Source organism: Pseudomonas sp. TE6283, from assembly GCF_054060555.1.
The window spans coordinates 59420-73250 of the sequence record NZ_JBSSDH010000017.1 but is presented as its reverse complement, the minus strand read 5'-3'; the positions used below and the strand labels follow the sequence as shown (position 1 = coordinate 73250).

The following is a 13831-nucleotide window of genomic DNA, read 5'->3' as shown; positions in this document are numbered from 1 at the left end:
CGAGGCCATTGATACAGCGGTTAAGAAAACGTCCCGTCAGTACGAGGCGTCATGGAATGATGCTGGCCATTAAGGCTGGCGTCGGCGGCCGGTGCTCAACCGACGGGAAGTCGCTACCCTGGGGCCAGTCCCGCAATGCCCGACGATAAGCCTGTAGTTCTATGTACTGATCGGTAGTCAGCGTGGTCACCACGCCTTCCTCCAACTCGTCACGGTGTCGCGATACAACACCATCCGTGGCGGCTAGCCGCTCATCACGCCACTGTCGTTCAATAGTGCCCAGCACTCCAAGATCCGGAGGGGGCGGGTCACTCAGAATAGGAGAGCCGTTCATATCCGAAATAATCCGACGACCACCACTTTGTCCAGCCAGCAATGTGTTATGTATTTGATCGCTCACTTTACGTGCGTCAGAAGGAATGAAACTATTGACGTTATCGTCATAGAAAAAGCCAGTCGCTGGGCTGAAAAACGTTGTCATACACGACCTCTCACTTTCCAAAAGAACGACGACGACCCTACAAATAAGTTACGCACCGTAATACTGCCCGGTGTACTATTTCTGGCTTGAAGAACGGGGGAAACTCCGACGTTTTCACCGCCGCTGAAGTTCGCAAATGTGAGTTCTATACAGGTTGGTACCGCCAGCATTGCTACGGGAAGCGTGATCACCGTGTCCGAACCCGAGGGCGCTCCGACGTATACCCCCCACTGCTCAATTGCTCCGTTTGGAAGCTTCTGATACCCGACAGTACCATTGAGCGAGGCCCCAAAGCCGGAGCTTGAACCAAGCAAGGCGCTACCACCAACCAACATCCAACCGCCGAGAGTGGCGATTACCTCAAGCGAGTCAGTGATACCGATGGACATTGTGCCTATCAAGCCCGAACCCACCACCTGAATGGCGCCCGTTCCAAAGTTTATAAACCTGATCTTGGAACCAACAGCAAAGGATGAAATAGACGGTAGCGTAATCGTGTAGCCTCCGCCCGTGAGGCTGAGAACTTTTCCTGAGTCAGCTGGGACCACTGTATAGGCGCCGCTGACACCCTTCTGACCACTGTAATTTCCAATCTCCCGCTGCACAAACTCAGTTGTCGCCAACTGACGACTGCTATCGAACTGCGGCATAGTAGGGCGATCTACATAACCCAGCGCCGCACTTCCTCCTGTCAACGCCCAGTTACCCGCCGCCCGGGTCAGGATAGCGGTATCACCTATATTCAGCGTAAGTGAGGTAACAAGACCGGCCCCAGGATCGATAACATCGTCCCCCTGAACAACCACACTTTGAGTTCCTGAGGTGCCCGAATGCTGAATCGCAAAAGTTGTGCCTTCAACCAAGCTGGAAATCAGCGGAAGTTTCACAGTATAGCCTGTTCCGGCCATTCTGATGATTTTGCCAGCATCAGACTTGGTTAGCGTTATGCTTGCGCCATAGCTCACCGCACCTGAAAAGCTGCCCAACGCACGCTGCACAAACTCTGTAGTTGCAAGGCGCTGGGAAGAATTGAACTGAGCCTGGGTAACGAATCCTTCCTCACTCAGGACCTGCGAGTAGCGCAGCATGCTGCTACCGCCAGACAAGCGCCACTGCCCGGCCAGCTTGATGAACTCAGCTGAATCCCCTAAACCAAGCACAATTGGTCCAACGACTCCGCTAGCAGTATAAATAAGATCGCCGGCCGCAGCCTTCACAGTGACACTACCAGAGCCAGCGCTTACGACAGTAGTGGTTGCCCCCTGTGCAACACCCAGCGTTGGGGGCAATGTAATGCTGATAGGCGTTGAACTTGAGGCGCTGATTAGGCCTCCAACATGAATAGCTGTTAATACTGTGTTGACCGCAACCGAACTAAAGCTCGAGTATTCCAGCCCCACACGCTTGACGAAATCAGTGGTGGCAAGCTTTGAACTACTGTCGTATTGTGCTGGCGTAGGTGCTGTGGGTGCTCCCACAAAGGCTGGGGATAACAGGCGCGCAAAACCATCGGTGATATTCTGAAAAACCAACGAGGTGAGGCCAAGGGTAATAGGTGCATCTGTAGTCAATTGCCAGATGGTATCTGCGAGCACCTCACCCAGTTCGACAACTACGATCAGCCCCGACGTTACTTTTGTGCTTGTATCGGCATCTGAGGCTCTGGGCCAAGTGCCGACAGCCGCGACATACAAGCCGTTCTCCTTCGCCGCCGTCTGACTTTTCACTAGGACTCGGTCACCCGCAACAAGCGCTACACCGTCGACGGTCTGAAGTCCCGCAAGGGAGAGATTGACCGAGGTTGCAACCCGTACCGACTGCTTTATATCTAACTTGCTGAGCTCTTCGGTAATGCGGCTATCGACATAATCCCGAGTAGCCAGTACCACCGCCGGATCGATCTTCAACTGCACGTTGCTCGCGCTGCTGACGATCAGGTTCATGCGCACCACCTGGGTGCGCCCCGAGCCCTGGCTGAGCAACGGTTTGTAGGTCGGCGCGCAGTTGGCTACGGCGACCATGTCGCCATCGGCGTCGTACAGCGCGATCTCGCGGATCCACTTGCCGCCGACATCCGCCGGGATGACCTGCTCGGCGACGATGATCGCGCTGTTCTTGTCGTCCACCTTCAGCTGGTTCAGCGGCGCCCGGCGCCATTCGTTGATCAGGCTGGTCTGGGTGGCGTTGGGGGTGGGGTCGGCGCCGTTGGCGTCGCCCACGCCCATCTGGGTGATTTTCCACGGGATGCCCAAGGCATCCGCGTTGGCCTGTTTCGCCGCGCCCACGTTGGTGAGGATGGCGTAGAACTGGGAATTCTGGTCAACCATGTGCAATGTCCAAGGTATCGATTGTGTGTTCCCGGCCGCCGCGACCAATGGCGCCACTGACGATCAGGTCAGGAGGTGCCGGCGGGTAGACGTCGAGTTCGTCGCCGTCCTGCAGCGCGCAGCCGAAATAGAGACCGCCACGGCTTTCGAGACTGATCGCCAGACCAGTCATGTGGCGGCTGACCGGCCGGGCGTCGTCGATCAGCGACGACAGTTCGTTGTAGGTTTCCTCGCTGATGCCGGTGTCGGTCACCCCGACCTTCAGGGCAAAGGTCCCCGGTACGCCGGCAGGCTGGGTCTGCCACCATTCCTGCACCTCGATGAGGTAGCCGAATGGCTCGACCACCCGCCGGAGAGCGCCGAGGGTGCCCTTGTGGGCATGGACGAAGAACGCCGAGCGGATCACCGAGCGCTTGATCGCCTCGCTCCAGCTGTCGTCCCAGCGGTCCACCGACCAGGCCCAGGCCAGCTGGTAGAGCAGGTGCGCCGGGCAGGTTTCGGGGTTGTAGAGGGTGCGCAACGTGACCTTGAGGTCCTCGTCGGCCGCCACCTCGATGGCCCGCTCCAGCGGCGTGCGGTTGAGCGGCAGAAGGCTCTGCATGTCAGCCTCCCCGTCGCAGTTCGATGCCGGTGCACCAGGCCGCCTGGGCCTTGCTCGGGCGAATGTCGCTCCAACCGACCAGCTCGACACGGCTCACGCCATCGATGTGCAACTGTGCGTCGATCCCGGAACGGGCAACCTCGACGCCGAGGCGTCGACGTGGATTGACCCAAGCCTGGAGCCGGCGCCGGCACTCGCTGAGGATCGCCTCGAACTCAGGGCCGTTGTCAGCCATGTGCAGCACCGCCTCGACGCGGTACGGCAACACCTCGGCGCTACGCACATTGACCCGGTCGGCGACCGGGCGGATATCGTCGTCGTTGAGGTAGGCGCTTACCTGCGCCAGCAGCTCGGGGCTGGCCACGCCGTCGTTGTCCAGGCTCAGCACAGTAACGTCCACCACCGCCGGCGACGGGCTTTCGGCGGTCGCGTCGGCGACCCGCCCCGAAGCGTTGCGGGCATGGAGGATGTAGCTGTTGCGCGGGCCGGCGGTGGTCAGGCCTTCGTAGACCAGTTGCACCCGCTCGCGCAGGGCGTCGTCGGACTCGAGCACGGCCTCGGTCGGTGGAATCGTGCCCGGGTCCGCCGCCTGGATCACCAGCCGTTGCAGGCTGACGTTGGCCGCCAGCTGATCCAGATCGCTGCCCTGGGCATAGGCCAGTAGCAGCGCCTTGGCCGCGTCATTGATCCGTGCCCGGTTGAGCAGTTTGCGGTACGCGCCGACTTCGAGCAGCTTGGTCACCGGGTCGCTTTCCAGGTTGGCGGTCCAGTCGTCGCCCAGTTGGGCGCGGAAGCTGGCCAGGTCTTCCTGGTACAGCGCCTCGAAATCGAGGTCTTCGAGCAGTTGCGGAGCGGGCAGTCTCGACAGGTCGACCTGGCTCATACCGTCACCTCCACCAGGGCGTCATCCCCCAGGTAACGACCGCTCAAGGCCAGGCTGACCTGGCCATCGAGCACCGCGACGACCTTGACCCGCTCCAGCTTCAGCCGCGGCTCCCAGCGCCCCAGGGCCCTGGCCACCTCGGCCTGCACCGCACTCTTCCAGCCTTCGTTGACCGGCAGGTCGACGTAACGGCGCAGCTGGCTGCCGTACTCCGGACGCATACGCCGGCTGCCCAACGGCGTGGTGAGAATGTCCTCGATGGATTGACGCAGGTGGGCCACGCCCGACAGGGGCTGGCCGGTGCGGCGGTCCATGCCGATCATGGGGCACCTCCTGGAATTGAGGCTCCAGGTAGCCTGTTCGGATAGCGCATGGTTATCACCTGGCAGGCAGGAAAGGGTTGCCCGGACAAGCCGGGCAGCCGTTTCAGGAGACGAAGTCGTAGGTCAGGGCGATGGCCGCCGTGGCGTTGTTGGCGACGGTCCACAGGCCGTAGCCCGCCGGGATGAACAGCGGATAAGGCAGGGTGTACTGCGAATCGATGCCGCCGTTGATCCCGCCCATGATGGCGTGGACGCTCATGTCGCCGAGGTAGGCCGGCGCCTTCGGGCCGGTGTACAGGTTGAGGATGCCGCCGCCGGTGCACAGGGTCGCGGTGCGCAGGTACACGCCATCCTTGTTGTCCGCGGCGCTGAAGACCTGGCTGACGGCGGTTGGGTGGGCGTTGAAGAAATGCTTGCCGACTTTTACTGCTTCCATGTTGCTTAACCTTTTGAGTCGAAATGATGGGGCGCGGCACATGCCGCGCTCATGTCGCTCAATGGCGATCTTGCTGGGCTCAAGGCCTTAGGCTCTGTACGAAATGTATCTGCACTCGCCCATACTGCGTTGAAACGGGGCTCGGAATGCTCATGTACTCCAGTACACTCCGCTTCCTCCCCCCGTTCAGCCTTGTCTGGCCTTCGCGCAGACACATTTCGTACAGGCCTTGGTTCAGTGCTTGTGATTGGCGGTGTTGCCGGCTGTGTCGATGATCCGGCCACCGCCGTTGATGTCGCCGCTGACCGTCAGCGGGCCGTTGATGGCAACCTTGCCGGTCAGGGTGATCGACGCGGCGTCGAGGGTGATGGCGTTGTCGCTGACCACCAGCGTGCTGGCGCCGACCTTGACCGTGGCCTGGCCGCTGGGCAGCTGGATGTCATAGCGTCTGGCCTGCCAGTCGTAGACCAGCGAGCCGCCATCGTCGAAGCGCCAGACCTCGACATGGTCGCGGTTGTCCGGCGCCGTCCCGGCATTGCCGTACAACCCCGGGACGAAGGTGCCCAAAGCCGGTTCGCCGCTGGGGCTGAACAACACGCCCTGCTCGTCCAGGCTCGGTACCCGCCAGTGGCGGGCCTTGCCGGCAGCCTGGGCATGCCAGCGCACCCAGGCGCTGGTCCAGCCGCCACCGTCGGACACCCGCACCCGGGCTGCGACCAAGTCCACCGCCACCACCCGACAGGGGATCATCAGGCTGGCCAGCATGCGATCGTGCATGGCGCTGGCGTAGCTCATGCCAGGTTCTCCGGTGACAGGTACTTGTCCTGGTTGCCGGGCCCGGTGTCCGGGGCGAAGCCCAGCATCAGGCTGCCCGGCGGCTGGTCGGGCCAGGGCCACTGGACACTGCCCAGCAGGACCGGTTGCTCCCATTGCACCCGCCAGGAAGTGCCCTCGGCTTCGGCGAGGATGTCCCGTGCGCCCTCGACGTAATCAAGCCCCCAGGACTGCTGGCGCAGCACATCGATCAGCTGCGCCGCCAGCACGCCGGCCTGCGTCCGTGCCTGCGCGGGGGTGCCCTGGGCGGTGACGCGGGCCTCGAAGGTTGCCATCAGCAATGAGCGACCGTCACGCAGCGCCTCGTCGCCACGCATGCGCAACACGCCATGGACCAAGGCCGGCAGGGCTGGCTCGAGCGTGGCATCGCCCTCCGTGGCGACCGTGGCGAAGGCCGGCAACGCCGCCCGCAGGGTGGAGGTGACGGCCGCGTACAACTGGGCCAGTTCGCTCATGCTTGTGCTCCTTGAACGCTCGGTTCGGCGAAGGCCGGGCCCGTGAAGGCCCGGCGCCTGGCTCAGAAGTGCCAGGTCCAGATGTCGATCGGCTTCTGGTCAGGGTTGATCTTGCGGATATGGCGATAGGTCGGCTGGAAGCCGAAACGCGCCCATACCGGTTTCTCGTCGAGGATGGCGACGCTGCCGTTGGCCTGCAGACGCAGCACCGCGCTGGCATGACCGCTGGTGTGCGAATGCCACAACACGGCGTTGCCGGCACCGTAGACCACCAGGTTGCCGTCACCCTGGAACACCGCGCGCACCGCGCCCTTGCCTTGGGTGCCGGCGTTCCAGGTGGCCGCGCCGTTCGGGCCATAGGCCACGAGATTACCGTCACCCTGGAACACCAGCTTGCTGGCGCCCGCGCCGTACACCACGCCCTGTACCAGCTCGGAGCCAGGTGCCAGCAGCAGCGAGTCGATCGCGCCAGGCACCAGCGGGATGGCCGGCGTGCCGTTCCACAGCGCCAGCGAGTCGACCAGCACGATATTGCCGTCGTCTTGCAGCACCAGGTGGGTACGGTTCCACTGGTCGTTGCTGGTGAAGGTGCTGTTGTCAGTCAGCCACACCCGGCGTCGCGAGTAGTCGTCGAGGAACGCTCCGTACTGAACGTAGAAGGCCAGCGGGGCCTTCTTGTTGCGCAAGGGGATGGTCGAGCTGAAGGGTTGCTGTTCATTGGCGACCCAGACGGTGGCGCCGTTGTCCTGGATAACCAGGTTGCCATCGCCCTGCAGCAGCAGCTTGAAGCGCTGGTTGGGCGACAGCAGGTACTGGCCTGCCGACAGGGTCTGGTAAGCGGGCAGCACCGAAGTGCCGACGCCGTTGAAAGGAATGCGGGTACGACCTGCCATGGTGGTTCTCCTACTGGATCGATTGAAGGGGAGCTGGACTCTGCGGCCCGTCCTGATCGCTCGTCGGCACGTTGTCGAGGCCCGTGGCCTTCATGTGGTTCAAGGTCGCGCAACGCGAGCACTTGATCTGGACCACCGCCGACCCGCCGATGCGGGCCAGCAAGCGGTTGCATTTACCGCAGCGAAACTCGTTGAACATTCGCTTTTCTTCCTTGTTGCCACGTTCATTCTTCGTCCTGGCGTACAGGCGCGGGCTGTTCGTCCAACCCCAGCCGCCGAGCGGCCCAGCGCTCGTAAAGGCCGATGGCCACGTCGGCGCCGGCCATGGCGGTAAGGCAGCCAAAAGCGCTGGCACTCCAGATCGACATGCCGCTGGCGTACAGCAGCATGACCGTCGACACCCCGCAGACCATGCAGGCCCCCGAGCGCAGCGCCAACCGCCTGAGCAGCCCCCAGCCGCGGGCACCGGCCTTGTCGGCGCGCCACATCTCGCCGGAAATTCCGCCCAGCAATGCCAGGAGGATCACCAGCCAGAGCGGCATCTCCAGCAACGTCTGTTGCTCGTTCGTCACGTTCCTGTCTCCTGTGTGTTTGCCCACCGGCGACAGGCCGGCGGATCGTGATTGGCTTGACTCGGCATTCCAAAAAGCCCGCCCTGCAGGCTTTTCAGTAATGCGCGGTGTAACCGCCGGCCACGACTGGTGACGCCATGCGGTTGCGCTTCAAATTGGTGACTCCGACCGCGGCCGCCTGCCCGCCGGATAACTGATCGTGGTGCTTTACGCTGCACACCCGGGCCAGTTGCCAACCCTCTGAACAGTCGAGGCCTGTTCATCGCTGCCTGTATCTCGACCGGTTTGCGTCCGGCCTGGGATACATATTATGCATTCATGCATATGCAGTCAATGCACAAATTCAAATATTTATGCATCAGCTTTTGCTCCTATGCATGGAGGCCTGATCCGACGTGGATGTAGGGGGTTTCTGAAGGCGAAAAAAAAACCCGCCGAGGCGGGTTTTATCGAGGGCAGGGGATCAACGGGCGTACATGCCCCACCAGAAGACGTGGCCGAGGAGGCTGATCTGCTCTTCCTGCATCTGCTGGAAGCTATAGTCCTCGTCGGGGTGCTCGTCGCGGTTGAAGCTGCGCAGGCGAATGCCGGTAGGCAGGCGATACACCTGTTTCACCCGCAGCTGGCCATTGTGGTTGATGGCGTAAAGGTCACCGTCGATGATGTCGCCGATAGAGCTTTTACCGGTATTGACCCCGACCGTGGCGCCATCGCGCAGCACCGGCAGCATGCTGTTGCCACGTACCGTCACGCACTTGGCGTTGTCGAACTGCACGCCATTGTGGCGCAGGCTGCGTTTGCCGAAGCGCAAGCGAGCGTTCTCGCTTTCCTCGATGACGAATCTTCCTGATCCTGCTGCCAACTCGACCTCACGAAGAAAAGGAACGGAGACCTCGTCGTCCTCGACGGGGGTTTCATCGTCCCACAGGCTGATATCGCTCAGGGCCGCGTGGCCCTGGGCGAGCGGGGCCGCGTCACGGGACTCGCCGAGTTCGACACGGCCGCGCAACTGGTCGGTGCTCACGCCGAAGTACTCGGCGATCTTCGAGACGTGCTTGTCCGAAGGATCGACGATCTTCTCGCTGAGAATCCGCGACAGGGTGGATTGAGGCACGCCCGTGCGCCGATGCAGCTCTGTAGGGGACAGGCCGTGGCGGGCGAGCAGTTCTCTGAGTACGGAGGCTACGTTGCGTTTTTGCATAATACGCATAATGCAACTGTGAAACCTAAAATGCAATGGTCCCTGCAACCGGCAACCGGCGCAGATGTGCCCACCATCTGGCCTGCGTGGACCGGAAAAAGCCTGTACCATTAGCGGTTTCGAAATTTGCCACCAGACCACCCGCTGTAAGGCCCTGAATGTCTGATCTCTCCGCACACACCCCGATGATGCAGCAGTACTGGAAGCTGAAAAACCAGCACCCGGACCAGCTGATGTTCTACCGCATGGGCGATTTCTACGAGATCTTCTACGAAGATGCGAAGAAAGCCGCGAAACTGCTGGATATCACCCTGACCGCCCGCGGGCAGTCGGCGGGCCAGTCGATTCCCATGTGCGGGATTCCGTTCCACTCGCTGGAAGGCTACCTGGCCAAGCTGGTCAAGCTCGGCGAATCGGTGGTGATCTGCGAGCAGATCGGCGACCCGGCCACCAGCAAGGGCCCGGTGGAGCGCCAGGTGGTGCGCATCATCACCCCGGGCACGATCAGCGACGAGGCCTTGCTCGACGAGCGCCGCGACAACCTGATCGCCGCCCTTCTGGGTGACGAGCGCCTGTTCGGCCTAGCGGTGCTGGACATCACCAGCGGCAACTTCACCGTGCAGGAGATCAAGGGCTGGGAGAACCTGCTGGCCGAACTCGAGCGCATCAACCCGGTGGAACTGCTGATCCCCGACGACTGGCCGCAGGGCTTGCCGGCCGAGAAGCGCCCCGGCGCCCGCCGCCGCGCACCGTGGGACTTCGACCGCGACACGGCGCGCAAGAGCCTCTGCCAGCAGTTCGCCACCCAGGACCTCAAGGGCTTTGGCTGCGACAAGCTGACCCTGGCCATCGGCGCCGCCGGCTGCCTGCTGACCTACGCCAAGGAAACCCAGCGCACCGCCCTGCCCCACCTGCGCAGCCTGCGCCACGAGCGCATGGACGACACGGTCATCCTCGATGCCGCCAGCCGCCGCAACCTGGAGCTGGACATCAACCTGGCCGGTGGCCGCGACAACACCCTGCAATCGGTCATCGACCGTTGCCAGACCGCCATGGCCAGCCGGCTGCTGACCCGCTGGCTGAACCGTCCGCTGCGCGACCTGAAGGTGCTAAAGGCCCGTCAGGATTCGATCCGCTGCCTGCTCGACGGCTACCGTTTCGAGAGGCTGCAGCCGCAGCTCAAGGAAATCGGCGACATCGAGCGGATCCTCGCGCGGATCGGCCTGCGCAACGCCCGTCCCCGTGACCTGGCACGCCTGCGCGATGCCCTCGGCGCCCTGCCGGAGCTGCAGAACGCCATGGCCGAGCTGGAGGCCCCGCACCTGGCGCGCCTGGCCGCGATCACCGGCACCTACCCGGAGCTGGCCGGCCTGCTGGAGCGGGCGATCATCGACAACCCGCCGGCGGTGATCCGCGACGGTGGCGTGCTCAAGACCGGCTACGACAGCGAGCTGGACGAGCTGCTGGCGATCAGCGAGAACGCCGGCCAGTTCCTCATCGACCTGGAAGCCCGCGAAAAAGCCCGCACGGGCCTGGCCAACCTCAAGGTCGGCTACAACCGCGTGCACGGCTACTTCATCGAGCTGCCGACCAAGCAGGCCGAACAGGCGCCGGTCGACTACATCCGCCGGCAGACGCTCAAAGGGGCCGAACGCTTCATCACCCCCGAGCTCAAGGCGTTCGAGGACAAGGCGCTGTCGGCCAAGAGCCGCGCCCTGGCCCGTGAGAAGATGCTCTACGACGCCCTGCTCGAAACCCTGATCGAGCACCTGGCGCCGCTGCAGGACAGCGCCGCCGCGCTGGCCGAGCTGGATGTGCTGAGCAACCTGGCCGAGCGCGCCCTGAACCTGGACCTGAACTGCCCAAGCTTCGTCGACGAGCCGTGCCTGCGCATCGAGCAGGGTCGTCACCCGGTGGTCGAGCAGGTGCTGACCACGCCATTCGTGGCCAACGACCTCGGGCTGGACAACAGCACGCGCATGCTGATCATCACCGGCCCGAACATGGGCGGTAAGTCCACCTACATGCGCCAGACAGCGCTGATCGTGCTGATGGCGCATATCGGCAGCTTCGTCCCGGCCGCCGCCTGCGAACTGTCGCCGGTCGACCGCATCTTCACCCGTATCGGCTCCAGCGACGACCTTGCCGGCGGGCGTTCGACCTTCATGGTCGAGATGAGCGAGACCGCCAACATCCTGCACAATGCCACCGACCGCAGCCTGGTGCTGATGGACGAGGTGGGCCGCGGCACCAGCACCTTCGATGGCCTGTCGCTGGCCTGGGCCGCCGCCGAGCGCCTGGCCCAGCTGCGCGCCTATACGCTGTTTGCCACCCACTATTTCGAACTCACCGTGTTGCCGGACAACGAACCACTGGTGGCCAACGTGCACCTGAACGCCACCGAGCACAACGAACGCATCGTGTTCCTGCACCACGTCCTGCCTGGGCCGGCGAGCCAGAGCTACGGCCTGGCCGTGGCACAACTGGCGGGCGTGCCGGCGGCGGTGATCCAGCGCGCCCGCGAGCATCTGGGCCGGCTGGAGACCGCCAGCCTGCCCCACGAGGCGCCAGTCATGCCGGCCCGCGACAACATGCCCCACGTGCCGCACCAGAGCGACCTGTTCGCCAGCCTGCCACACCCGGCCATCGAGAAGCTGGGCAAGCTGGACCTGGACGACATGACGCCACGCCAAGCTATCGAAATGCTATATCAACTGAAAAACCTGTTATAACGGCCCACCGCGCAAGCTGTTAGAATCCGGCGCGGTTTGCGAGCACTGCAAGGTTATTAGCCTGGCCTGCAGCCAGCACCGTGAACCGTGCTGCCCTGGTAAGGAAGGGCAAGCTGCCGTCGCCTGAGGAGAGAATTAGAAATGACCTTCGTCGTCACCGACAACTGCATCAAATGCAAGTACACCGACTGCGTGGAAGTCTGTCCGGTGGACTGCTTCTACGAAGGCCCGAACTTCCTGGTGATTCACCCGGACGAGTGCATCGACTGTGCGCTGTGCGAGCCGGAGTGCCCGGCCCAGGCGATTTTCTCGGAAGACGAAGTGCCGTCCGGCATGGAGAACTTCATCGAGCTGAACGCCGAGCTGGCGGAGATCTGGCCGAACATCACCGAGAAGAAAGACGCCCTGCCGGACGCCGAAGCGTGGGACGGCAAGACTGGCAAGATTGCCGATCTGGAGCGCTGATCGCGCCCAGTTGCGAAAAAGGCCCGAAAGGGCCTTTTTCATTTTCGCCGGACAAAAAAAAGGGGCGGTTTGACCCGCCCACATTTTTTCCGTAGTCCCTGTATGTCCCAATCATCATCCTGATGAATCGCGTCCCGCGATGTCCCTGGCCGTCATCCTTGAAGGCCTGTGTCTGTCCCTTGACACAGTTCGAATACTAGCGATTCCTCGGTACGGAACAAGCGACGAATATCTCAGGATGATTCAGACGACACATCTTTTGATGTTTATAAAACCTATATATTTCATATAGTTAGAAAAAGTACGCCACTGGAAACGACATTGATTTACTGATCCCTACAGCGATCGCTTACATGACGAGTAAGCGAATGCTTACACGCGATGCTACGAGGGTGGAGAAGTAAATACTTCGCAGGTGACAGGCTATGGGGTTGGGAGTGAGGCCCCGCGATGGTGTCAGGTCAGCCAACCAGATTGGCGCCTGCGCTAAAAACGCAAACGCCCCGAACAAGTCGGGGCGTTTGCCTGGTGCACGTCAGTGACTACTGGAACAGCGACTCGCTGGACAGGCCATTCTTCTCGAGGATCTCGCGCAGGCGCTTGAGGCCTTCGACCTGAATCTGCCGGACGCGCTCGCGGGTCAGGCCGATCTCCAGGCCCACATCCTCGAGGGTGCTGCTTTCATGCCCACGCAGGCCGAAACGCCGCACCACCACCTCGCGCTGCTTGTCGGTCAGTTCGCCCAGCCACTGGTCGATGCTCTGCGACAGGTCGTCGTCCTGCAGCAGTTCGCACGGATCGGTGGGGCGATCATCGGTAAGCGTGTCGAGCAGCGTCTTGTCGGAGTCAGGCCCGAGCGAGACATCCACCGAGGACACCCGCTCGTTCAGGCCAAGCATGCGCTTGACCTCGGCCACCGGTTTCTCCAGCAGACTGGCGATTTCTTCCGGCGACGGCTCGTGGTCGAGCTTTTGCGTCAGCTCACGGGCAGCGCGCAGGTAGACGTTGAGCTCCTTGACCACGTGGATGGGCAGGCGAATGGTGCGGGTCTGGTTCATGATCGCCCGCTCGATGGTCTGGCGGATCCACCAGGTCGCGTAGGTCGAGAAACGGAAGCCCCGCTCGGGGTCGAATTTCTCCACCGCACGGATCAGGCCCAGGTTGCCTTCCTCGATCAGGTCGAGCAACGACAGGCCGCGATTGACGTAACGGCGGGCGATCTTGACCACCAGGCGCAGGTTGCTTTCGATCATGCGCTTGCGACCGGCCGGGTCGCCTTTTTGCGACAGGCGCGCGAAATGCACTTCTTCCTCTGGCGAAAGCAGGGGCGAGAAGCCGATTTCATTGAGATACAGTTGAGTGGCATCAAGTGCGCGACTGTAGTCGATGTACTTGTGCTGCTTGAGCGACGCGCCCTGTTTCGACTTGGTCCGAACCGAAGGTACAGCAGGTTCGTCTGACACCACATCCGTTTCCAAAACGATGCCTGTCTCCATCAGAAGGAGGTCATCGTCGATGTCAAACTCCGGCACTTCTTTGCTGAGAGCCATTGTTATAGTCCTTTGCTGAGTTCGAACTCAGACTCGAGCGTCACCCTTCCATGGCAGCGCTGGAGCCTGTCCCCTCTA

Annotated in this window: 15 protein-coding genes; 2 read left to right on the top strand and 13 right to left on the bottom strand. The window is 62.2% G+C overall.

Annotated features, from left to right (window positions below; translation table 11 throughout):
* Positions 1 to 49: 49 nt before the first annotated feature.
* The 12 genes from ACVWZ5_RS20195 to ACVWZ5_RS20140 form a co-directional block, all read right to left on the bottom strand.
* Complete coding sequence (locus tag ACVWZ5_RS20195) at positions 50 to 481, bottom strand: phage tail assembly chaperone (protein WP_280070501.1); 432 nt, start codon at positions 479 to 481, stop codon at positions 50 to 52.
* Complete coding sequence (locus ACVWZ5_RS20190; RefSeq protein ID WP_084942504.1) at positions 478 to 2808, bottom strand: phage tail protein; 2331 nt, start codon at positions 2806 to 2808, stop codon at positions 478 to 480. Before ACVWZ5_RS20190 ends, ACVWZ5_RS20195 begins: the two co-directional genes overlap by 4 nt.
* The gene (locus ACVWZ5_RS20185; RefSeq protein ID WP_062574915.1) at positions 2801 to 3409 is read right to left on the bottom strand and encodes a phage tail protein I; all 609 of its coding nucleotides are present in this window, start codon (positions 3407 to 3409) and stop codon (positions 2801 to 2803) included. The genes ACVWZ5_RS20190 and ACVWZ5_RS20185 overlap by 8 nt, the downstream gene beginning before the upstream one ends.
* A gap of 1 nt (position 3410) precedes the next feature.
* The gene (locus tag ACVWZ5_RS20180; protein ID WP_084942503.1) at positions 3411 to 4292 is read right to left on the bottom strand and encodes a baseplate assembly protein; all 882 of its coding nucleotides are present in this window, start codon (positions 4290 to 4292) and stop codon (positions 3411 to 3413) included.
* Entirely contained in the window at positions 4289 to 4615 is a 327-nt protein-coding gene (locus ACVWZ5_RS20175; RefSeq protein WP_028690641.1) for a GPW/gp25 family protein, read from the bottom strand. The genes ACVWZ5_RS20180 and ACVWZ5_RS20175 overlap by 4 nt, the downstream gene beginning before the upstream one ends.
* Before the next feature lie 103 nt (positions 4616 to 4718).
* Complete coding sequence (locus ACVWZ5_RS20170) at positions 4719 to 5051, bottom strand: hypothetical protein (protein ID WP_023631778.1); 333 nt, start codon at positions 5049 to 5051, stop codon at positions 4719 to 4721.
* Between the two features lie 234 nt (positions 5052 to 5285).
* The gene (locus tag ACVWZ5_RS20165) at positions 5286 to 5846 is read right to left on the bottom strand and encodes a phage baseplate assembly protein V (RefSeq protein ID WP_062574917.1); all 561 of its coding nucleotides are present in this window, start codon (positions 5844 to 5846) and stop codon (positions 5286 to 5288) included.
* Positions 5843 to 6340 carry a hypothetical protein gene (locus ACVWZ5_RS20160; RefSeq protein ID WP_457340808.1) on the bottom strand — a complete coding sequence of 166 codons (498 nt, stop codon included), beginning with the start codon at positions 6338 to 6340 and terminating at the stop codon, positions 5843 to 5845. Before ACVWZ5_RS20160 ends, ACVWZ5_RS20165 begins: the two co-directional genes overlap by 4 nt.
* A 62-nt stretch (positions 6341 to 6402) precedes the next feature.
* Complete coding sequence (locus ACVWZ5_RS20155) at positions 6403 to 7233, bottom strand: putidacin L1 family lectin-like bacteriocin (RefSeq protein ID WP_062574919.1); 831 nt, start codon at positions 7231 to 7233, stop codon at positions 6403 to 6405.
* A 10-nt stretch (positions 7234 to 7243) separates the two neighbouring features.
* The gene (locus tag ACVWZ5_RS20150; protein ID WP_062574920.1) at positions 7244 to 7432 is read right to left on the bottom strand and encodes a zinc finger domain-containing protein; all 189 of its coding nucleotides are present in this window, start codon (positions 7430 to 7432) and stop codon (positions 7244 to 7246) included.
* Positions 7433 to 7457: 25 nt separating this feature from the next.
* The gene (locus ACVWZ5_RS20145; protein WP_062574921.1) at positions 7458 to 7805 is read right to left on the bottom strand and encodes a phage holin family protein; all 348 of its coding nucleotides are present in this window, start codon (positions 7803 to 7805) and stop codon (positions 7458 to 7460) included.
* Between the two features lie 463 nt (positions 7806 to 8268).
* Entirely contained in the window at positions 8269 to 9015 is a 747-nt protein-coding gene (locus ACVWZ5_RS20140) for a LexA family transcriptional regulator (RefSeq protein WP_084942502.1), read from the bottom strand.
* A 149-nt stretch (positions 9016 to 9164) separates the two neighbouring features.
* Here ACVWZ5_RS20140 and mutS point away from each other — a divergent pair, with 149 nt between their 5' ends.
* Both mutS and fdxA read left to right on the top strand, forming a co-directional pair.
* Positions 9165 to 11738: a DNA mismatch repair protein MutS gene (mutS, locus tag ACVWZ5_RS20135; protein ID WP_457340807.1), complete on the top strand. Its 2574-nt coding sequence runs from the start codon at positions 9165 to 9167 to the stop codon at positions 11736 to 11738.
* A 141-nt stretch (positions 11739 to 11879) separates the two neighbouring features.
* A complete protein-coding gene (gene fdxA / locus ACVWZ5_RS20130; RefSeq protein WP_028690650.1) occupies positions 11880 to 12203 on the top strand; it encodes a ferredoxin FdxA in 324 nt (107 codons plus the stop codon).
* Positions 12204 to 12745: 542 nt separating this feature from the next.
* Here the strand turns inward: fdxA and rpoS are convergent.
* The gene (rpoS, locus tag ACVWZ5_RS20125; RefSeq protein ID WP_011535249.1) at positions 12746 to 13753 is read right to left on the bottom strand and encodes an RNA polymerase sigma factor RpoS; all 1008 of its coding nucleotides are present in this window, start codon (positions 13751 to 13753) and stop codon (positions 12746 to 12748) included.
* Positions 13754 to 13831 lie beyond the last annotated feature (78 nt).